Origin of the sequence: Pseudomonas mosselii, assembly GCF_019823065.1 — a bacterium.
In the GTDB taxonomy this organism is placed as follows: domain Bacteria; phylum Pseudomonadota; class Gammaproteobacteria; order Pseudomonadales; family Pseudomonadaceae; genus Aquipseudomonas; species Aquipseudomonas mosselii.
In genome coordinates, this window is the sequence record NZ_CP081966.1 from 4,130,967 (window position 1) to 4,152,347 (window position 21,381).

Sequence of the window (21,381 nt, forward strand, 5' to 3'; positions counted from 1 at the left end):
GGCTGGCTGGCAGCTGGCTGACGGGAAGATTACAACGTTGTCAGCTTGGGCAGGCCGCCAGATCGTCACGTATGATTTCGGCATCGCGCTGATCCGAACATTGGTAAACACATGAAACTGCTGATCGTCGAAGACCAGGCCAAGACTGGCCAGTACCTGAGCCAGGGCCTGAGCGAAGCCGGCTTCGTCACTGAGCTTGCCAACGATGGCGACACCGGCCAGCACCTGGCCCTGACCGGTGACCACGACCTGCTGATCCTCGATGTGATGCTGCCGGGGCGCAACGGTTGGCAGATTCTCCAGGCCGTGCGCCAGGCCGGGCTGGAAACGCCGGTGCTGTTCCTCACCGCCCGAGATGCCGTCGAGGACCGCGTCCACGGCCTGGAGCTGGGCGCTGACGACTACCTGGTCAAGCCATTCGCCTTCTCCGAACTGCTGGCCCGGGTGCGCAGCCTGCTGCGCCGAGGCGCCAGCGCCAGCCAGGACACCTGCCTGAACCTGGCCGACCTGCGCCTGGACCTGATCCGCCGCCGCGCCGAACGCGCCGGCCAGCGCGTCGACCTGACCGCCAAGGAATTCGCCCTGCTCGAACTGCTGCTGCGCCGCCAGGGCGAGGTGCTGCCCAAGTCGCTGATCGCCTCGCAGGTGTGGGACATGAACTTCGACAGCGACACCAACGTCATCGAGGTGGCCATCCGCCGCCTGCGCCTGAAGATCGACGACCATCACGCCACCAAGCTGATCCATACCGTGCGCGGCATGGGCTACGTGCTCGAGGAGCGCCAGGACTGATGCGCCGCCTGTCCCTCGGCCGTCGCCTGGCGCTGCTGTTCGCCGCCTGCACCGCCAGTGTTTCGCTGGGCGCCGGCCTGCTGTTCAGCCGCGCCAGCGAGCAGCACTTCGTCGAGCTCGACCAGCAACTGCTCAGCGGCCGCCTGTCGCTGATGCGCAGCCTGCTCGACGGCGTCACCACCCCCGAGCAACTGGCCACGCGCCTGCCGGGGCTGCTCAACGAGCTCAGCCACCAGTCCGACCTGGCCTTGCGCGTGCGCGCGGTCGACGGCACCACCTGGTTCGCCAGCCGCGGCGACCTGCCGGACGCCCCGGCCCAGCCCGGCCTGGCCACGCTGCATACCCAGGGCAACGACTACCGCGGACTGAGCCTGCCGCTGGACGAAACCCGGCCCGACTCGCCGCAGTTGACCTTGTTCCTCGACATCACCCATCACCAGCACTTCCTGCAAGGCATGCAGCGCCTGATCTGGCTCACGGTCGGCCTCAGCGCGCTGGCCACCGCGCTGCTGGGTGCCTGGGCCGTGCGCCGTGGCCTGAAGCCGCTGCGGCGGATGGGCAAGGTCGCCGCCAGCGTCAACGCCCGCTCGCTAACCACTCGCCTGCCGGCCGCCGAGATGCCCGAGGAACTGGCCGAGCTGGCCGGCGCGGTCAATGCCATGCTGCAGCGCCTGGACGATGCTTTCCAACGCCTGTCGGCGTTCTCCGCCGACATCGCCCACGAGTTGCGCACACCGCTGTCCAACCTGCTGACCCACACCCAGGTCACCCTCACCCGCCCACGCAGCCTCGAGGAGTACCGCGAGGCCCTGCATGGCAATCTCGAGGAACTGCAGTGGATGGCCCAGCTGGTCAACGACATGCTCTATCTGGCCAAGGCCGACCACGGTCTGCTGATGCCCAATAGTCAGGCGCTGGACCTGGCGATCGAGGTCGATGCGCTGCTGGAGTATTACGCGCCGCTGGCTGAGGAAGCCGAGGTCAGGCTGTCTCGCGAGGGCCAGGCGCATACCGAGGGCGACCGACACATGCTGCGCCGGGCCTTGTCGAACCTGCTGGACAATGCCCTGCGCTTCACCCCGGCGGGGGGCGAGATTCGTGTGAGCCTTGCGCCGGGGTTGCGCATCGAGGTGGCCAACAGTGGCCCGGCAATCGCCCCGCAACTGCTGGAGCGGCTGTTCGACCGTTTCTATCGGGCAGACCCGGCGCGCCAGGAGGGCAGCAGCGAGCATGCGGGCCTGGGGCTGGCCATCACCCGCTCGATCGTGCAGGCGCACGGCGGGAATATTCGGGCCCAGTGCGAAGGTGGGTGGACGCGCTTCGTGATCGAGTTGCCTGCCTAGAGGGCTGCTGCGCAGCCCATCGCCGGCAAGCCGGCGAAAGGGGCGCAAAGCGCCCCTGCCTTACTCGTAACGCAACGCCATCGCCGGTTCGATCTGCGAAGCGCGGTACGCAGGATAGAGGGTCGCCAGGAAGCTCATCACCAGCCCAGCCACGCAGATGATCGCCACATCGCCCCACTGCAGCTCCGAGGGCAGGCTGCTGATGAAGTAGATGTCGGAGGTGAAGATGTGCTGCCCACTGACCCGCTCGATCCAGCCGACCACGGCGCTGACGTTCAGTGCCAGGATCACCCCGAGCACGCCACCGATCAGGGTGCCGACGATGCCGATCAGGCTGCCCTGGACCATGAACGTGCCCATGATCTGCGCCGGCGTCGCGCCGATGGTGCGCAGGATGGCGATATCCGCGCCCTTGTCGTTCACCACCATCACCAGGGTGGCGATGATATTGAAGGCAGCCACGGCGATGATCATCATCAGCAGCAGGCCGATCATGGTCTTTTCCATTTTCATGGCGCTGAACAGGCTGCCCTGGGTGTGCGACCAGTCATCGGCACGGTAGCCGTCGCCCAGCCCCGCAGCGATGGCCTTGGACACCTGCGGCGCAGCGTACAGGTCATGCAGCTTCAGCCGCACGCCCTGCACCTGGCCCGGCGCCCAGCGCTGCATCTCGCCGGCATCGGCGATATGGATGTAGGCCTGGGAGCCATCCAGTTCGGCGCCGACCTTGAAGATGCCGACCACGGTCAGGCGCTGCATGCGCGGGGTGATGCCGCCCGGCTCCTTGCTGATTTCCGGAACGATCAGGGTCAGCTTGTCGCCGGTATTCAGGCGAAAGCGCCGGGCGGTCAATTCACCGATGACCACACCGTACTCGCCCGGCACCAGGTCCTGCAGGCTGCCCTGGACAATATGCTGGGTGACGATGGAGACCTTGCCCTCCTCGGCCGGGTCGATGCCGGCGACCTGGATCGGCTGCATCGCCCCCTTGTACGAGAGCATGCCCTCCATCTCGGTGATCGGCGCCGCGGCCATCACCGCCGGGTTGCTTTCGGCGGCGCTGGCGACCTTGCGCCAGTCGTCCAGCGGCTGCGCGCCGAGAATCGCGGCATGGGGCACCAGGCCCAGCACGCGTGAGCTCATCTCGCGCTGGAAGCCGTTCATCACCGACAGCACCGTGATCATCGCCAGCACGCCGAGCGACAGGCCGATCATCGAAGTCATCGAGATGAACGAGATGAAGTGGTTGCGGCGCTTGGCACGGGTGTAGCGGGCACCGATGAACAACGACAAGGGTCTGAACATGAACGAGGACACCCAAGTGAAAAATGAATCGGGGCCGCCTCAGGCCGCCCCATGCAGGCGACTCAGATCGCCACCAGGTGCCCGTCTTCCAGGCGCAGCACACGGTCCATCTGCCGCGCCAGGTTGAGGTCGTGGGTCACAACCAGGAATGCGGTCTGCGAGTGATTCGACAGCTCCTGCATCAGTTCCTGGATACCCTGGGCGGTGTGGTGGTCGAGGTTGCCAGTGGGCTCGTCGAGCATGACCAGGCCCGGGCGGTTGACCAGGGCGCGGGCGATCGCCACACGCTGGCGCTCACCACCGGACAGCTCGGCCGGCTTGTGATTCAACCGATGCCCCAGGCCAACGCGCTTGAGCAGCGCCTCGGCACGCTCGCGGGCCTCGGCGATCGGCGTCTTGCCGATCAGCAGCGGCATGCAGGCGTTTTCCAGGGCGGTGAACTCCGCCAGCAGGTGGTGGAACTGGTAGACGAAGCCCAGGGCGCGGTTGCGCAGCAGGCCGCGGGCCCGCTCGCCCAGCGCCGACAGCTCCTCGCCGGCCAGCCAGACGCTGCCCTGGCTCGGGGTGTCGAGGCCGCCGAGCAGGTTGAGCAAGGTACTCTTGCCCGAGCCCGAGCTGCCGACGATGGCCACCCGCTCGCCCGGGTGCAGTTCGAGGTTCAACCCCGACAAGACCTGGACCGACTCCGGGCCTTCCTCGTAGCTCTTGCCCAGGTTGCGGCAGCTCAACACGGCTTTATCACTCATGCGCGACTCACTCATAACGTAGCGCCTCCGCCGGCTGGGTGCGCGAGGCGCGCCAGGCCGGATACAGGGTGGCGAAGAAACTCAGGACCAGCGCCGCACCACAGACCATGTACACGTCCTGGGCCTGGATCTGCGACGGCAGGTAATCGATGAAGTACACATCGGCATTGAGGAACTTGTGCCCGATCAGGGTCTCGATGCCGGCGATGGCCGCGCTCACGTTAAGCGCGCCGAGGATGCCCAGGACCGCGCCGATCAGCGTGCCGACCACGCCGATCACCGTGCCCTGGACCATGAAGATGGCCATGATCTGCCCGGGCGTGGCGCCCAGGGTGCGCAGGATGGCGATGTCGCCACGCTTGTCGTTGACCACCATCACCAGGGTGGAAATGATGTTGAACGCCGCCACCGCGACGATCAGCAGCAACAGCAGGCCGATCATGGATTTCTCCATGCGGATCGCCTGGTACAGGTTGCCGTGGGTGCGGGTCCAGTCACGCGGGTAGAACTCCTGCTCGCCCAGCTGCTGGGCGATGGCCCAAGAGGCCCGCGGGGCCTGGAACAGGTCGTCGAACTTCAGGCGCACGCCCTGGACCTGGTCGGCCTTCCAGCGGTGCAGGCGCGACAGGTCGGCGATGTTGGTCAGGCCCAGATAGCCGTCGATCTCGCCGGCGCCGACATGGAAGGTGCCGACCACGGTAAAGCGCTTCATGCGCGGGAACATCCCCGCCGGGGTGACGCTGACCTCGGGGGCAACGAAAGTCAGCTTGTCGCCGATGCCCACGCCCAGTTTCTGCGCGGCCTTGTCGCCGATCATGATGCCCCACTCGCCCGGGGCCAGCTTGTCGAGGCTGCCGTCGAGGACGAACTTGTCGATGATCGACACCTCGCGCTCGCGGGCCGGGTCGATACCGTTGAGCAGCACCTTCTGCACCTTGCCTTCATGGGTCAGCAGGCCCTGCATCTGTGTGAATGGCGCGACCGCCAGCACCTGCGGATTCTGCTTTACTTTAGAGGCGAGGGCCTGCCAGTCGTCGATCGGCTGGCCGGTCTCCAGCGTTGCATGGGGGATCATACCCAGCACGCGGGTACGCATCTCGTGGTCGAACCCGTTCATCACCGAGAGCACCACGATCATCACCACCACGCCCAGGGCGAGGCCGATCATCGAGGTGAGCGAAATGAACGAGACGAAGTGATTGCGGCGCTTGGCACGGGTGTAACGCGTACCAATGAATACGAATAGAGGTCTGAACATGTCGGGGCTTGTTCGGATGAAAGGGAACGTCCTTGTGGCGAGGCGCCTACGGCGGCTTTACACTCGGACCACCGCCGTAACCTTGGGTTCGCCATGACGACATTAGACGAAGAAGATCGCCGCGAATACTACCGCATCGAAGATCGGATCGCACTTCAAATCAGCCCCCTTAGCGCGGCCGAAGCCCTTGAAACAGAACTGTTGCAGGATGATTCCGAGCTGTTCAACCTGCTCAGCGAACTGCACCTTTCGGACTTCGAGTCGCAGCACCTGTTGCGCCAGCTGAGCGAAAAAGACCGCACCCTGGCAGCCTTCCTGCGCGCCCAGAACAAACGTCTCGACTTGCTCAGCGCCGTGGTCGCCCAGACCCTGATCGGCGAAATCGGCCAGCCGCAGCCGGTGATCATCTCTGAAGGCGGCATCGAGTTCGCCCAGGCGCAGAAGATCGACCCCGGCACCCGGGTCAAGGTGAAGATGGTGCTGATGCCCCGCGCCCATGGCCTGCTCCTGCGCGGCCGGGTCACCCACTGCGACCCGCGCCCGGATGGCGATTACGAGGTAGGCACCGAGTTCATCGACATGACCGACGCCCAGCGCCAGCTGCTGGCCCGCTACATCCTGCAGCGCCAGCAACAGCAACGACGCCAGGCGCTGGAACAGAACGCCCCCGCTTCCTGAAGCCCTTTTCTCTCTGATTTGAAGGAACGAACGTGACCTTGATCTATGGCCACCGCGGCGCCAAGGGCGAAGCGCCCGAGAATACCCTGCAGAGCTTTCGCCAGTGCCTGTCCCATGGCGTGACCCGCTGCGAACTCGACCTGCACCTGTCGGCCGACAACGAGCTGATGGTAATCCATGATCCGACCCTCAAGCGCACCACTGGCCGGCGCGGCAAGGTGGTCGAGCACACCGCCGCCGAGCTGGTCACCTACGATGCGCGCAAGGGCGGCCCGGGCCATGTGCAGCCCTGCCCCATCCCGCGGCTCGAGGAGTTGTTCGAGAAGTGCCCGTTCGAGCACTGGCAGCTGGAGGTCAAGAGTGCCTCGCGCACCCGTGCCGCCAGCACCGTGCTGGCGATCCGCGAACTGGCCCAGCAGCATGGCCTGCTGGACAAGGTGACCATCACCTCGAGCTCACGGGAAGTGCTGGGCGCCGCCCAGGAGCTGGTACCCGACATCAAGCGCGGACTGGTTGCCGAGTACGCCTGGCTCGACCCGCTGAAGGTCGCGCAGAACTACGACTGCGAGATGCTGGCGTTGAACTGGACGCTGTGCACCCCCGAACGCCTGATCAAGGCGCAGCGCCAGGGCCTGCATGTGTCGGTATGGACGGTCAACGAACCGGCGCTGATGCGCCGGCTCGCCGACTTTGGCGTGGACAGCCTGATTACAGACTTTCCCGGTTTGGCCAGGACCACCCTCGGGTAGGGCTGAAATCGGTCTCCCCGACCGGCTCAGGCCACCGGTCGGAGCCGCTCAAAAAAGCCGGTTCAGTCCATCGTAGGCAGCTACCCGATAGGCCTCGGCCATGGTCGGGTAGTTGAAGGTGGTGTTGACGAAGTACTTCAGGTTGTTCTGTTCGCCCGGCTGGTTCATCACCGCCTGGCCGATATGGACGATCTCCGAGGCCTGGTAGCCGAAGCAGTGCACACCGAGGACTTCCAGGGTCTCGCGGTGGAACAGGATCTTCAGCATGCCCTGCGGCTCGCCGGCGATCTGCGCGCGGGCCATGCTCTTGAAGAAGGCCTTGCCCACTTCATAGGGCACCTTGGCCTGGGTCAGTTCCTGCTCGTTCTTGCCGATCGAGCTGATCTCCGGAATGGTGTAGATGCCGGTCGGCACGTCGTTGACGAAGCGCCAGCTGCCGTTGTCGACGATGCTGCCGGCGGCCGAGCGGCCCTGGTCGTGGGCGGCGCTGGCCAAGCTCGGCCAGCCGATCACGTCACCGGCGCCATAGATGTTCGGCACGCTGGTGCGGTAGGTCTCGTCGACCTCGATCTGGCCACGGCTGTTGACCTTGATGCCGATGTTCTCCAGGCCCAGCTTGTCGGTGTTGCCGGTACGGCCGTTGCACCACAGCAAGGCGTCGGCCTTGATCTTCTTGCCCGACTTCAGGTGCAGGATCACCCCGTTGTCCAGGCCTTCGACGCGGTCGTATTCCTCGTTGTGGCGCACGGTGATGTTGTTGTTGCTGAAGTGGTAGCTCAGCGCCTGGGAGATTTCCGAGTCGAGGAAGCTCAGCAGCTGGCCGCGGTTGTCGACCAGCTCGACCAGCACACCCAGGCCGCTGAAGATCGAGGCGTATTCGCAACCGATCACCCCGGCGCCGTAGACGATCAGCTTGCGTGGGGTGTGGCTCAGGCTGAGGATGGTGTCGCTGTCGTAGACCCGCGGGTGGTGGAAGTCGATGTCGGCCGGGCGATACGGACGCGAGCCGGTGGCAATGATGATGTGCTTGGCGTTGAGCTTCTCGACCACGCCGTTGGGGCAGACCACTTCGACGGTCTGCTCGTCGGCGAAGCTGCCGGTGCCGACGAACACATCGACGCGGTTGCGCGCGTAGTAGCCGGTACGCGAGGCAACCTGCTTGCTGATGACTTTCTCGGCGCTCTTGAGCACGTCGGGGAAGGAGAACCAGCGCGGCTCGCCGATGGCGCGGAACATCGGGTTGGTGTTGAACTGCATGATCTGCCGCACGGAGTGACGCAGCGCCTTGGACGGGATGGTGCCCAGGTGGGTGCAGTTGCCGCCGACCTGGCGACGGCTGTCTACCATGGCCACCTTGCGCCCTGCTTTGGCGGCGTTCATTGCCGCGCCTTCTCCGGCCGGGCCGGAACCCAGCACCACTACGTCGTAGTTGTAGACAGCCATGCGTACTCCTTCAGAACTGGCCCGCCGGCCGGATGGCCGCGGGGCGCGATCATGTCGCCGGGGCGCCATGAGAAAATTCGGGTGCAGTCTAATCAAGCGTGAACGCCGCGCACATTAACCCTTGGTCGCGTCGTAGGCCATTATTGCCTGCACTACATGTCGTTTCACCGCTTCCCTGGCATTGATCATCCGTGGCTTGCCTTTCACTCGCCTTTCACCGCCCGCTCGAAGGCCGGCGTGGAACGGGAGACGAAACCACCCTCGACCCGGGTCACCAGTACCGCGGCAATGCCGTGGGCGACGGCGAAATCCCAGCCCTGCTGCGGCCCGAGGATCAACAGCAGGGTCGAGTAGCCGTCGGCCTGCAGCGCCGAGCCGTCGAGCACCGTCACCGCCGCCAGGTCGTGCTCGACCGGGCGCCCGAGATGGGCGTCGAAGGTGTGCGAATAGCGCCGGCCATTGTCCTCGAAATAATGCCGATAGTCACCCGAGGTCGACACGGCCATGTCCGCCACGTCGATGACCTGGCGGGCGATCTGGCGATCCTCGCGCGGCAGCTCCAGGGCCACCCGCCAGGCACTGCCGTCGGGCTTGCGGCCCACGGCCTTGAGCTCGCCGGTGGCTTCGGCGAGAAACGCCTCGATGCCCATGCCGCGCAGGCGCTGGGCGATCAGGTCGACGGCGTGGCCAGCGGCGATGCTGTTGAAGTCCAGCTCGATGGGGGCGTCCTTGCACAGGGCGTCACCCTCGATGCGCAGGTGCCGGTAGCCCACACGCTCACGTGCACGTGCCAGCGCCTGCGGGTCGGGCACGTGCATCTCGCGGGCCTGCGGGCCAAAGCCCCAGAGGTCGAGCAGTGGCTCGACGGTGAGGTCGAAGGCACCCCGGCTCTGCTCGGCCAGGTGCTGGCCGAAGCTGGCCAGCTCGAACAGGTCGGCGTCGATGGGCAGGCACTGATTGGCCGGGAGCTGGTTGAAACGGCTGACGGTAGAGTCGCCGCGGTAGGTGGAGTAGCGGGCGTCGATGGCCTGGAAGATGGCCTCGACCTCGGCCTGGACCTGGTCGGGCGCAGGGCCGCCGGGTTGGCGCACGTACTGGATGCTGTAGCTGCTGCCCATGGTCGGGCCGCCGAAGCGCTCGAGGGTGGGGCCTTGATTGCAGGCTGACAGCAACAACAGGCAAAGCAGAAGAACTGTGCGCAACATGGATTTCTCGGTTGACCGGCCCACAGCGACCGCACTGATGCGAGGAGCAAAAAAAACGGGAACCCGAAGGTTCCCGTTTTTTCAACGCATTACAAGCGGATCAGCGTGGAAACGCTGGCGGGTTCACACCAGCCATGTCTTCCATCACGCGTACCACCTGGCAGCTGTAACCGAACTCGTTGTCGTACCAGACGTACAGGACAACGCGGTTGTCGTTGCAGATGGTCGCCTCGGCGTCGACCACACCGGCGTGGCGCGAGCCGACGAAGTCGGTGGACACCACTTCCTGGGAGCTGACGTAGTCGATCTGCTTGTGCAGCTCCGAGTGCATGGCGGTCTGGCGCAGGTACTCGTTCAGCTCTTCGCGGGTGGTGGCCTTCTCGAGGTTCAGGTTGAGAATGGCCATCGACACGTTCGGCGTCGGCACACGGATGGCATTGCCGGTCAGCTTGCCCTTGAGCACCGGCAGGGCCTTGGCGGCGGCGGTGGCGGCACCGGTCTCGGTGATGACCATGTTCAGCGGCGCGGCGCGGCCACGACGGCTGCCCTTGTGGAAGTTGTCGATCAGGTTCTGGTCGTTGGTGAACGAGTGAACGGTTTCGACGTGGCCGTTGACGATGCCGTACTGGTCGTTGATGGCCTTGAGCACCGGCACGATGGCGTTGGTGGTGCAGGACGCCGCCGAGATGATCTTGTCGTCGGCGCTGATGTCGCCGTGGTTGATGCCGTGCACGATGTTCTTCAGCGCGCCCTTGCCAGGTGCGGTGAGGATCACGCGAGCAGCGCCCGGGCAGGCCAGGTGCTGGCCGAGGCCGTCGGCGTCACGCCATACGCCGGTGTTGTCGACGATCAGCGCATCGTGGATGCCGTACTGGGTGTAGTCGACTTCGCTCGGGCTCTTGGCGTAGATCACCTGGATCAGGTTGCCGTTGGCGGTGATGGTGTTGTTGGCTTCATCGATGACGATGGTGCCGTCGAACGGACCGTGCACCGAGTCACGGCGCAGCAGGCTGGCGCGCTTGACCAGGTCGTTCTCGGCGCCCTTGCGCACGACGATGGCGCGCAGGCGCAGGCCGTCGCCACCACCGGTCTTCTCGATCAGGATGCGCGCCAGCAGGCGGCCGATACGGCCGAAGCCGTACAGGACGACGTCGGTGCCCTTGCGTGCGGAAGCGTTCTGCTGACCCACGACGTCGGCCAGTTCGTCACGGACGAACTGCTCGGCGCTGCGGCCGTTGCCTTCGGCCTTGAACTTGTTGGCCAGCTTGCCCAGGTCCACCGAGGCGGCACCCAGTTTCAGCTCGCTCATGGCCTTGAGCAGGGGGAATGTCTCGTGGACGGACAGCTCGGTCTCGTCGGTCTGACGGTGACGGGCAAAGCGGTGGGCTTTGAGGATCGAGATAACCGAACGGTTGATCAGGCTGCGGCCATAGATCGAGCTCACCACGTTGTTGTTGCGGTAGAGCTGACCGATAAGCGGGATCATCGCTTCAGCCAGGGCTTCACGATCGATCCACTCACCAAGACACTGGTCGGGCTTCTGAGTCACGGTAACCTTCCACATGTAGGGGAACAAAAAAGGGGCTACATTATGACGCCCCTCGGCGTATCGGGCAATGAGCGCCTGTCGCCGACGCCAGACCCCGTCGTCATGCCCTCGCGAGCCTGACAGCGAGCCCCGGCACCGGTACAATCGACCTCTTTGCCGCATCGCTTGGAGTCCGATCTCCCGTGTCAGTTCTGCGCCTACCGCAAATGTCGGCCACGGCCGGCAAACAAACCTGGGGCAACCTGCCCGGCGCCGCCTTGAGCCTGGCCATCGCCGAGGCGGCCAGTACCGCCGGTCGCTTCACCCTGTTGCTGACCGCCGACAGCCAGGCGGCCGACCGCCTCGAGCAGGAGCTGCGCTTCTTCGCGCCGGCGCTGCCGGTGCTGCCGTTCCCAGACTGGGAAACCCTGCCCTACGACCTGTTCTCGCCGCACCAGGACATCATCTCCCAGCGCATCGCCAGCCTCTACCGGCTGCCGGAGCTGGACCACGGCATCCTGGTCGTGCCGATCACCACCGCCCTGCACCGCCTGGCCCCCACGCGCTTCCTGCTGGGCAGCAGCCTGGTGCTGGACGTCGGCCAGAAGATCGACGTCGAGCAGATGCGCACGCGCCTCGAGGCCAGCGGCTACCGCTGCGTTGACACGGTCTACGAGCATGGCGAGTTCGCCGTGCGCGGCGCGCTGATCGACCTGTTCCCCATGGGCAGCAAGCAGCCGTACCGCATCGACCTGTTCGACGACGAGATCGAGACCCTGCGCACCTTCGACCCGGAGTCGCAGCGCTCGATCGACAAGGTCGACTCGATCCGACTGCTGCCGGCGCGCGAGTTTCCCATGCAGAAGGACGAGGTGACGCGCTTCAAGGCGCGCTTCCGCGAACGCTTCGACGTGGACTTCCGCCGCAGCGCGATCTTCCAGGACCTCACCAGCGGCATCATCCCCGCCGGCATCGAGTACTACCTGCCGCTGTTCTTCGAAGAGACCGCCACCCTGTTCGACTACCTGCCGGCGGACACCCAGGTGTTCTCCCTGCCGGGCGTGGAGCAGGCCGCCGAGCATTTCTGGAACGACGTGCGCGGGCGCTATGAAGAGCGCCGCGGCGACCTCAGCCGACCGCTGCTGCCGCCGGCGGAGCTGTTCATGCCGGTGGAGGACTGCTTCGCCCGCCTCAAGCAATGGCCACGGGTGGTGATCGGTGCCGACGACGTCGAGCCCGGCGTCGGCCGCGAGCGCTTTCCGGCCCGCGCCCTGCCCAACCTGGCCATCGAGGCCAAGGCCAACCAGCCGCTGGCGGAACTGGCGAACTTCCTCGACCAGTTCCCCGGCCGGGTGCTGTTCACGGCGGAATCGGCGGGCCGGCGCGAAGTGCTGCTGGAGCTGCTCGAACGCCTGAAGCTGCGCCCGCACACCGTCGACGGCTGGGCCGACTTCGTCAATGGCGGCGAACGCCTGGCGATCACCATCGCGCCGCTGGACGACGGCCTGCTGCTGGACGACCCCAGCCTGGCCCTGGTCGCCGAAAGCCCGCTGTTCGGCCAGCGCGTGATGCAGCGCCGGCGCCGCGAGAAACGCGGCGAGGCGGCCAACGACGCGGTGATCAAGAACCTCACCGAGCTGCGCGAAGGCGCCCCGGTGGTGCACATCGACCATGGCGTGGGCCGCTACCTGGGCCTGGCGACCCTGGAGATCGACGGCCAGGCCGCCGAGTTCCTCACCCTCGAATACGCCGAGGGCGCCAAACTCTACGTGCCGGTGGCCAACCTGCACCTGATCGCCCGCTACACCGGCAGCGACGACGCCCTGGCGCCTTTGCACCGGCTGGGCTCCGAAGCCTGGCAGAAAGCCAAGCGCAAGGCCGCCGAACAGGTGCGCGACGTCGCCGCCGAGCTGCTTGACATCTATGCCCGCCGCGCCGCGCGCAAAGGCTATGCCTTCGCCGACCCGGCCGCCGACTACGCCACCTTCAGTGCCGGCTTCCCGTTCGAGGAAACCCCCGACCAGCAGGCCGCCATCGAGGCGGTACGCGCCGACATGCTCGCCGGCCAGCCCATGGACCGCCTGGTCTGCGGCGACGTCGGCTTCGGCAAGACCGAAGTGGCCATGCGCGCCGCCTTCATCGCCGTGCACAGTGGCCGCCAGGTGGCGGTGCTGGTACCCACCACCCTGCTCGCCCAGCAGCACTACAACAGCTTCCGCGACCGCTTCGCCGACTGGCCGGTGAAGGTCGAGGTGATGAGCCGCTTCAAGTCGGCCAAGGAAGTCGCCAGCGCCGCGGCGGAACTGGCCGAAGGCAAGATCGACATTCTCATCGGCACCCACAAGCTGCTGCAGGATGATGTGCGCTTCAAGGACCTGGGCCTGGCCATCATCGACGAGGAACACCGCTTCGGCGTGCGCCAAAAAGAACAGCTCAAGGCCCTGCGCAGCGAAGTGGACATCCTCACCCTGACCGCAACGCCGATTCCCCGCACGCTGAACATGGCGGTGTCGGGCATGCGCGACCTGTCGATCATCGCCACTCCGCCGGCCAGGCGCCTGTCGGTGCGCACCTTCGTCATGGAGCAGAACAAGAGCACGGTCAAGGAAGCGCTGCTGCGCGAACTGCTGCGCGGCGGCCAGGTGTACTACCTGCACAACGACGTCAAGACCATCGAGAAGTGCGCCGCGGAACTGGCCGAACTGGTGCCCGAGGCGCGCATCGGCATCGGTCACGGGCAGATGCGCGAGCGTGAACTCGAACAGGTGATGAGCGACTTCTACCACAAGCGCTTCAACGTGCTGATCGCCTCGACCATCATCGAGACCGGCATCGACGTGCCCAGCGCCAACACCATTGTCATCGAGCGCGCCGACAAGTTCGGCCTGGCCCAGCTGCACCAGCTGCGCGGCCGGGTCGGGCGCAGCCACCACCAGGCCTATGCCTACCTGCTGACGCCGCCGCGCCAGCAGATCAGTGCCGATGCCGAGAAACGCCTGGAGGCCATCGCCAATACCCAGGACCTGGGCGCGGGCTTCGTCCTGGCCACCAACGACCTGGAGATCCGCGGCGCCGGCGAACTGCTTGGCGAAGGCCAGAGCGGGCAGATCCAGGCCGTCGGCTTCACCCTGTACATGGAAATGCTCGAGCGCGCGGTCAAGGCCATCCGCAAGGGCAACCAGCCGAACCTCGAGCAGCCGCTGGGCGGCGGCCCGGAGATCAACCTGCGCCTGCCGGCGCTGATCCCCGAGGACTACCTGCCCGACGTGCATGCACGCCTGATCCTCTACAAGCGCATCGCCTCGGCGGCCGACGAAGAGGGCCTCAAGGACCTGCAGGTGGAAATGATCGACCGCTTCGGCTTGCTGCCAGAGCCTACCAAGAACCTGATGCGCCTGACCCTGCTCAAGCTGCAGGCGGAAAAGCTCGGCATCAAGAAAGTCGACGCCGGCCCCAACGGCGGCAAGCTCGAGTTCGAGGCCGAGACCCCGGTCGACCCGCTGACCCTGATCAAGCTGATCCAGGGCCAGCCCAAACGCTACAAGTTCGAAGGCGCGACCCAGTTCCGCTTCCTGGTGCCGATGGAACGCCCCGAAGAACGTTTCAACACCCTGGAAGCGCTGTTCGAGCGCCTCACTCCACAAAATCCATAAGGAAGCTTCATGCGTGCCATCCGTTGCCTGACCCTGCTGCTGGCCCTGCTCGCGCCGGCTGCCTTCGCCGCAGGCCCCTACCAGGTAGAAATGATCCTGGTGCGGCAGAACGCCGTGCCGGCGATCACCAGCCCCTTCGCTCCGGAAGACTGGAGCGCCGGCGCGCCGCGCCTGGAAAAAGGCGCCGAGCGTCCAACCGGTTTGGGTGATGAAGTCACCCGCCTTCAGGCCACCGCCGACTACACCGTGCTGCTGCACAAGGCCTGGCAGCAGGACACCGAGACTGTCGCCCTGGGCGTCGGCGACGAACAGTTCGGCCACTTCCCCATCGAGGGCAACCTGAGCATCAGGGAAGATCGCTTCATCGCCGTCGACGCCAACTTCTGGGTCAACCAGCTCGATGGCAACGGCAGCGTACTGCAGAGCGAACAGCTCAAGCAGAACAACAGCAACATGAAGGCCGGCCAGCTGACCTTCTTCGATGGCGGTCACCTGGCGCTGCTGCTCAGGGTTTCGCCGGCCGGCATGCGCAAGATCCCACTGCCGGACCCGGAAATGATGGAGCAGTGACGTGAACGCCGATGTGCAGAAGCTGGCAGCCGAGAACCCGAGCTGGAAGCGCGACTTTTCCGCAGCCACCCTGCAACGGGGCGAACGGTACGCCGAACAGGGCCTGGTGCAGATCCAGTCCCACGGCGACTCGCGCATCGAATCCACCTGCCACGGCAGCGGCGGCAACGTCTACCGCCAGCGGATCATCATCACTGCCGGTCCCTCCGGGCAGTGCCATGTGCGCGGCGACTGCTCCTGTCCGGTCGGCACCAACTGCAAGCACTGCGCCGCCGCGCTCTATACCCTGGCCAACCGCTACGGACAGGTCGCGGCCAACGGCGACCAGCTGCCCCATCACCTGCAGCACTGGCTGCAGGGGCTGGAGCCGCCTGCGCCGCGACAAGACGCCACGCAAGACAAGCGCGGCCGCATGGTCTGCTACCAGCTGATACTCAACGACGACCAGAGTTGCGCGCTGCGTGTGCGCAAAGGCACCCGCGAAGAGCACGGCATTCGCTACAGCCGCGTCCAGTCGCTGTACGAACTGCTCTACGAGCCGCCAAAGTTCGTCAAGGACGAGGACCTGCGCATCCTGCGCCAGCTCTCGGCGCAGACTGCACCCTACGGCCATGAGCGCGGCTATCCACTCAAGGGACACGAAGGCGGCGAGCTGCTGCAACGGGCACTGGACACCGGGCGCATGATGTTCATCGAAGGCCTGCCCATGCTGATCCCGGGCGCGCCCCGCCAGGCAGCGTTCCGCTGGGTACGCCTGGACAACGGCGACTATCGCGGCCTGTGGTACAACGGCGAGGTACCGCTCGATTGCGTGCTGCCGCTGGTGCCGCTGTACTACTTCGATATCGACACCCAGGAAGTCGGCACCGTTTCCCACGACCTGGATCCGCACACCGCCCTGCAGCTGTCCCTTGCTCCCGATGTACCGGAACACCTTATCGTGCCCCTCAGCCACAAGCTCAACGCCCTCAATCATCAGCTGCCGACGCCCACTACCGTGCAACAGGAACAACTCGACAACATCGAGACGATCCCGCACCTGACCCTCGGCAGCCTCGAGTTCAGCGCCTACACGCCCAAGACCGGACGCATGCAACGGCAGATGCAGCACCGCGCCGCGCTGGCGTTCGACTACGACGGCCTGCGCGCCAGCGGCGGCGACGACAAGCCGCTGAGCCGCCTGGTGGGCAGCACCAGCCAGCGCATCCGCCGCCAGCCCCAGGCCGAGCAGGCCCTGCGCAAGGCATTGCGCGAGCAGGGCTTCAAGCCCGCCACCCGCCAGAGCAAGGCCCTGCCCGACAGCGCCGGCGAAATGTACCAACTGCCCGACGACGAAGCCTGGCTGAGCTTCGCCCGCGAAGGCCTGCCGCGCCTGCGCGAGGCCGGCTGGGCCATTGACGTGCACCGCGACTTCGCCTTCAACCTGCACGAGGTCGACGACTGGTACGCCACCATCGACGAAGCGCCGGGCCACGAATGGTTCGACCTGGAGCTGGGCATCGTCGTCGACGGCCAGCGACACAGCCTGCTGCCAATAGTCCTGCAGCTACTACGCGCAAGCCCCGAGCTGCTGCGCCCCAGCGAGCTGGCGCGGCGCAGTGACGATGAACACCTGCTGATCGACCTCAACCGCGCCCGCCACGACAGCCCGGCGCTGCGAGTCGCCCTGCCCTACGGGCGGATCAAGGCAGTGATGGGCACCCTGGGCGAGCTGTACCTGCATGAGGACGCCAGCGGCCCGAGCCTGCGCCTGGAGCGCGCCGACGCCGCGCGCCTGAACGACATCGACCACCTGCCACTGCAATGGCAAGGCGGCAACCATGTCCGCGACCTGGGCCGGCGCCTGCGTGACGCCCGCGACCTGCAGGTGACGCCGCCCAAGGGCCTGAACGCCACCCTGCGCCCCTACCAGCAGCAAGGCCTGAACTGGCTGCAGGCCCTGCGCGAAATGGGCACCGGCGGCATCCTTGGCGACGACATGGGCCTGGGCAAGACCCTGCAGACCCTGGCCCACCTGCTGCTGGAGAAGGAAGCCGGGCGCCTGGTCCACCCGGCACTGGCGGTGATGCCCACCAGCCTGGTGCCCAACTGGCTCGACGAGGCCCGGCGCTTCGCCCCCGACCTGCGCGTCCTGGCCCTGCACGGCCCCGGCCGCAGCAAGCACTTCGCCAACCTGGCTGACTACGACCTGGTACTGACCACCTACGCCCTCGTCCCTCGCGATCTTGAACACCTCAAGGCCCAGTCCTGGCACCTGCTGGTACTGGACGAGGCGCAGAACATCAAGAGCAGCACCAGCAAGGCCGCCCAGGCGGTGCGTGAGCTGCAGGCCAGTCAGCGGCTGTGCCTGACCGGCACCCCGATGGAGAACAACCTCGGCGAACTGTGGTCGATCTTCCACTTCCTGATGCCCGGCTGGCTGGGTGACAGCAAGCGCTTCACCCAGGACTACCGCACCCCGATCGAGCGCCACGGCGACGCCGAGCGCATGGCCCACCTGGCCAGCCGCATCCGCCCGTTCCTGCTGCGCCGTACCAAGGAGCAGGTGGCCACCGAGCTGCCGGCCAAGACCGAGATGATCCACTGGGTCGAGCTCAGCGACGCCCAGCGCGACACCTATGAGGCGGTACGGGTGGCGATGGACAAGAAGGTCCGCGACGAAATCGCCCGCAACGGCGCCGCCCGCAGCCAGATCGTCATCCTCGACGCGCTGCTCAAGCTGCGCCAGGTGTGCTGCGACCTGCGCCTGGTCAAGGGCACCGAGGCCAAGGGCACATTCGCCGACAAAGGCAAGCTGGGCAGCCTGCTGGAAATGCTCGAGGAGCTGCTCAGCGAGGGGCGCAAGGTACTGCTGTTCTCGCAGTTCACCTCGATGCTGGCGCTGATCGAGTTCGAACTGGAGAAGCGTGGCATCCGCTACAGCCTGCTGACCGGCGACACCCGCGACCGCCGCGCGCCGGTACAGCAGTTCCAGAATGGCGACAGCGAGGTGTTCCTGATCAGCCTCAAGGCCGGCGGCACCGGACTGAACCTGACCGCCGCCGACACCGTGATCCACTACGACCCGTGGTGGAACCCGGCCAGCGAAAACCAGGCCACCGACCGTGCCTACCGTATTGGCCAGGACAAGCCGGTGTTCGTGTTCAAGCTGATCACCCGGGGGACGGTGGAGGAGAAGATCCAGCAGTTGCAACAGGAAAAGGCAGCGCTGGCGGCCGGGCTGCTCGATGGCGGGCAGGCCGGGCAATGGCGGCTGGGGGATGACGAGATCGAGGCGCTGTTCGCGCCGTTGCCGGGTAAACGAAATAAATAAAAGCCCGCCCCACGAGCCCTCAGGGCTTCTTGGGGACGGGCCTGCCCCGCGATGAGGCCGGCGAGGTTAATCGACCAGCTGGGCTTCCTTCAACGCCCCCAACGCCTCCAGCCAACGCGGCTGCTGTCGGTAATCGGTACGCGCAAAGCCCTGCCCGCGCATCCGCGCGATGCGCGGCGACGGCTTGACCTTCATCCGCTGCGCCGCGCTCAGCGCCAGCTCCGCCGCCGCTCGGTCGTTGCACACCAGGCCCATGTCGCAGCCGGCGCTCAGGGCCGCCTCGATACGACTGGCGGCATCACCCACCACATGGGCGCCGGCCATGGACAGGTCGTCGCTGAAGATCACCCCGTCAAAGCCCAGTTCGCCCCGCAGAATGTCCTGCAGCCAGCGCCGGGAGAAGCCGGCCGGCTGATTGTCGACCTGCGGATAGATCACGTGGGCCGGCATCACCGCCGCCAATTGGCCACCCAGGCGGGTGAACGGCACCAGGTCGGCCGCGCGCAACTGCTCCAGACTGCGCTCGTCGACCGGGATCGCCACATGGGAGTCGGCCTCGGCCCAGCCGTGGCCGGGGAAATGCTTGCCGCAGGCAGCCATGCCCGCGGCGTTCATGCCGCGGATGAACGCACCAGCCAGCGCGGTGGCACGCTGTGGATCGCCTTCGAAGGCGCGGCTGCCGACCACGGCGCTGCGCTGGTGATCGAGGTCCAGCACCGGAGCGAAGCTCAGGTCCAGGCCCACCGCCAGCACCTCGGTGGCCATCAGCCAGCCGCACTGCTCGGCCAGGTACTCGGCGTTGGCGTTGTCGGCGATCGCGCGCATGGCCGGCAGGCGCACGAAACCCTGGCGCAGACGCTGGACCCGCCCGCCTTCCTGGTCCACGGCGAGGATCAGTTCGGGGCGGATGGCGCGGATCGACGCGCACAGCTCGCGCACCTGACGCGGGCTGTCGATGTTGCGGGCAAAGATGATCAGGCCGGCCACTTCGGGCTGGCGCAGCAGATGGCGGTCTTCGGCGGTCAGCCATTTACCGGCGATATCCACCATCAGGGAGCCTTGCAGGCTGGAAGTCATAGGGAGTCCTTCATGGGAGGAGGTCCAGGGGCGCTTCGCCGTGGCGCGGGCGCACGCAACCATCGGACAACGAACTGCCCGATGGTTCAGTGGCGAAGCGGCCGTGGTGGCGGAAAATGCGGCGGGAGACAAGGTCTGGCATGGGCGTTAGCTTAGCGCAAGCGCCCTGCCCCGCCCAGTGCTCAGGCCTTGGCGGGGGCGGCGGACTTGCTGCGCGGACGCAACTGCGCCGTGGCCATGGCCTCGTCGGTAACGCCGCTGTCGGCGCGCATGCCGGCGGCCAGGAACGGCACCATCAGGCGCATGACCTGCTCGATCGAGGTGTTGATGCCGAAATCGGTCTCGGCGATGGCCCGCAGGGCCTTGATCCCCGACATGCTGAACGCCGCGGCGCCAAGCATGAAGTGCACGCGCCAGAACAGCTCCAGCGGCGGAATACGCGGCGCGGCCTCGTTAACCAGCAGCATGTAGCGGCGGAACACCTTGCCGTACATGTCTTCCAGGTAACGTCGCAGATGACCCTGGCTCTGGCTGAAGGCCAAGCCCAGCAGGCGCATGAAGATCGACAGGTCGTTGTTGCTGCGCGGCTGCACGGCCAGGGCCTGCTCCACCAGCATTTCCAGCAGCTCCTCGAGCGAGGCCTTCTGCTCGGGACGCGCCTGGCGGCGCTCCAGCTCGCGCTCCAGGCTCGCGCAGAACGGCCCCAGGAAGCGCGAGAACACCGCCTGGATCAGGGCTTTCTTCGAACCGAAATGGTAGTTCACCGCCGCCAGGTTGACCCCGGCCTTGCTGGTGATCAGCCGCAATGAGGTTTCCGCGAACCCGCGCTCCGCGAACAGCTGCTCCGCCGCATCGAGGATGCGTTCAACGGTTTCCGATTGGGCCATGACTACTCCGCCTGACAAACAGTTGTTTGAAACATACGTTTCAGACCTGCCAATGTCAAGGCTGGGTGACCGGTCGGTCGCCATTTAAAAGCGCCAAGAGTCAGGCTGCAAGCGACAAGATGCGTCGGCCATCCGATCTTTCTTGGTCCGGGTGGGTTGCAGGCTGCGAGCCACTGTATATAATCCCAGTCACTGTATAAAAAGACAGAGCCCTCGCCCATGCTGAAACTGACGCCACGCCAAGCCGAGATTCTGGCCTTCATCAAGCGCTGCCTCGAAGACAACGGCTTCCCGCCGACCCGCGCCGAGATCGCCCAGGAGCTGGGCTTCAAGTCACCCAACGCCGCCGAGGAACACCTGAAGGCCCTGGCCCGCAAGGGCGCCATCGAGATGACCCCCGGCGCCTCCCGCGGCATCCGCATTCCCGGCCTGGAGCCGAAAAGCGACGACAGCGGCCTGCCCATCATTGGCCGGGTCGCCGCCGGCGCACCAATCCTCGCCGAGCAGCACATCGAGGAATCCTGCAACATCAACCCGGCCTTCTTCCATCCCCGCGCCGACTACCTGTTGCGCGTACACGGCATGAGCATGAAGGACATCGGCATCTTCGACGGCGACCTGCTGGCCGTGCACACCACCCGCGAAGCCCGCAACGGCCAGGTGGTGGTGGCCCGCATCGGCGACGAAGTGACCGTCAAGCGCTTCAAGCGCGAAGGCAGCAAGGTCTGGCTGCTCGCCGAAAACCCCGAATTCGCCCCCATCGAAGTCGACCTGAAAGAACAGGAGCTGGTGATCGAGGGCTTGAGCGTCGGCGTCCTGCGCCGCTGAACCAGG

Annotated in this window: 16 protein-coding genes; 8 read left to right on the forward strand and 8 right to left on the reverse strand. The window is 66.1% G+C overall.

The genetic code is table 11. The annotated features are described in order from the left end of the window. Window positions 1-111: 111 nt before the first annotated feature. Both K5H97_RS19225 and K5H97_RS19230 read left to right on the forward strand, forming a co-directional pair. Window positions 112-792 (forward strand): heavy metal response regulator transcription factor, encoded by a 681-nt coding sequence (locus tag K5H97_RS19225; RefSeq protein WP_028692723.1) that lies wholly within the window; start codon window positions 112-114, stop codon window positions 790-792. Then, complete coding sequence (locus K5H97_RS19230; protein WP_390898228.1) at window positions 792-2,135, forward strand: heavy metal sensor histidine kinase; 1,344 nt, start codon at window positions 792-794, stop codon at window positions 2,133-2,135. The genes K5H97_RS19225 and K5H97_RS19230 overlap by 1 nt, the downstream gene beginning before the upstream one ends. Before the next feature lie 60 nt (window positions 2,136-2,195). Here K5H97_RS19230 and K5H97_RS19235 read toward each other — a convergent pair whose 3' ends face one another. From K5H97_RS19235 to K5H97_RS19245, 3 genes are all read right to left on the reverse strand, one after another. Beyond that, window positions 2,196-3,440 (reverse strand): lipoprotein-releasing ABC transporter permease subunit, encoded by a 1,245-nt coding sequence (locus K5H97_RS19235; RefSeq protein ID WP_028692725.1) that lies wholly within the window; start codon window positions 3,438-3,440, stop codon window positions 2,196-2,198. Between the two features lie 62 nt (window positions 3,441-3,502). Then, window positions 3,503-4,186 carry a lipoprotein-releasing ABC transporter ATP-binding protein LolD gene (lolD, locus tag K5H97_RS19240; protein ID WP_175406177.1) on the reverse strand — a complete coding sequence of 228 codons (684 nt, stop codon included), beginning with the start codon at window positions 4,184-4,186 and terminating at the stop codon, window positions 3,503-3,505. Between the two features lie 7 nt (window positions 4,187-4,193). Further along, a complete protein-coding gene (locus K5H97_RS19245) occupies window positions 4,194-5,444 on the reverse strand; it encodes a lipoprotein-releasing ABC transporter permease subunit (protein WP_028692727.1) in 1,251 nt (416 codons plus the stop codon). Window positions 5,445-5,537: 93 nt separating this feature from the next. On the opposite strand from K5H97_RS19245, the gene K5H97_RS19250 reads away from it, so the two are divergent. Both K5H97_RS19250 and K5H97_RS19255 read left to right on the forward strand, forming a co-directional pair. Next, window positions 5,538-6,122: a PilZ domain-containing protein gene (locus K5H97_RS19250; protein WP_028692728.1), complete on the forward strand. Its 585-nt coding sequence runs from the start codon at window positions 5,538-5,540 to the stop codon at window positions 6,120-6,122. A gap of 32 nt (window positions 6,123-6,154) precedes the next feature. Further along, a complete protein-coding gene (locus K5H97_RS19255; RefSeq protein ID WP_028692729.1) occupies window positions 6,155-6,871 on the forward strand; it encodes a glycerophosphodiester phosphodiesterase in 717 nt (238 codons plus the stop codon). Between the two features lie 48 nt (window positions 6,872-6,919). Here the strand turns inward: K5H97_RS19255 and sthA are convergent, their stop codons facing one another. The 3 genes from sthA to K5H97_RS19270 all read right to left on the reverse strand — a co-directional run bounded on the left by sthA (window position 6,920) and on the right by K5H97_RS19270 (window position 11,083). Continuing rightward, window positions 6,920-8,314 (reverse strand): Si-specific NAD(P)(+) transhydrogenase, encoded by a 1,395-nt coding sequence (gene sthA / locus K5H97_RS19260; RefSeq protein WP_023631920.1) that lies wholly within the window; start codon window positions 8,312-8,314, stop codon window positions 6,920-6,922. Between the two features lie 203 nt (window positions 8,315-8,517). Beyond that, complete coding sequence (locus K5H97_RS19265) at window positions 8,518-9,516, reverse strand: FAD:protein FMN transferase (protein WP_028692730.1); 999 nt, start codon at window positions 9,514-9,516, stop codon at window positions 8,518-8,520. 103 nt (window positions 9,517-9,619) lie between these two features. Beyond that, window positions 9,620-11,083 carry a glyceraldehyde-3-phosphate dehydrogenase gene (locus K5H97_RS19270; RefSeq protein ID WP_036986701.1) on the reverse strand — a complete coding sequence of 488 codons (1,464 nt, stop codon included), beginning with the start codon at window positions 11,081-11,083 and terminating at the stop codon, window positions 9,620-9,622. Window positions 11,084-11,250: 167 nt separating this feature from the next. Between K5H97_RS19270 and mfd the strand changes: the two genes are divergently transcribed. From mfd to K5H97_RS19285, 3 genes are all read left to right on the forward strand, one after another. Then, the gene (gene mfd, locus K5H97_RS19275) at window positions 11,251-14,700 is read left to right on the forward strand and encodes a transcription-repair coupling factor (protein ID WP_028692732.1); all 3,450 of its coding nucleotides are present in this window, start codon (window positions 11,251-11,253) and stop codon (window positions 14,698-14,700) included. A gap of 9 nt (window positions 14,701-14,709) precedes the next feature. After that, complete coding sequence (locus K5H97_RS19280; RefSeq protein ID WP_028692733.1) at window positions 14,710-15,270, forward strand: CsiV family protein; 561 nt, start codon at window positions 14,710-14,712, stop codon at window positions 15,268-15,270. Window positions 15,271-15,682: 412 nt separating this feature from the next. Next, window positions 15,683-18,583, forward strand: coding sequence for a DEAD/DEAH box helicase (locus tag K5H97_RS19285; protein WP_390898247.1), 2,901 nt, complete (start codon window positions 15,683-15,685; stop codon window positions 18,581-18,583). Between the two features lie 66 nt (window positions 18,584-18,649). Here the strand turns inward: K5H97_RS19285 and nagZ are convergent, their stop codons facing one another. Both nagZ and K5H97_RS19295 read right to left on the reverse strand, forming a co-directional pair. Continuing rightward, window positions 18,650-19,648 carry a beta-N-acetylhexosaminidase gene (gene nagZ / locus K5H97_RS19290; protein WP_175406179.1) on the reverse strand — a complete coding sequence of 333 codons (999 nt, stop codon included), beginning with the start codon at window positions 19,646-19,648 and terminating at the stop codon, window positions 18,650-18,652. 194 nt (window positions 19,649-19,842) lie between these two features. Further along, window positions 19,843-20,547, reverse strand: a complete 705-nt coding sequence (locus K5H97_RS19295; protein WP_028692735.1) for a TetR/AcrR family transcriptional regulator — start codon at window positions 20,545-20,547, stop codon at window positions 19,843-19,845. Window positions 20,548-20,766: 219 nt separating this feature from the next. On the opposite strand from K5H97_RS19295, the gene lexA reads away from it, so the two are divergent. After that, on the forward strand, window positions 20,767-21,375 hold the full coding sequence (gene lexA / locus K5H97_RS19300; RefSeq protein ID WP_028692736.1) for a transcriptional repressor LexA: 609 nt from the start codon (window positions 20,767-20,769) through the stop codon (window positions 21,373-21,375). Window positions 21,376-21,381 lie beyond the last annotated feature (6 nt).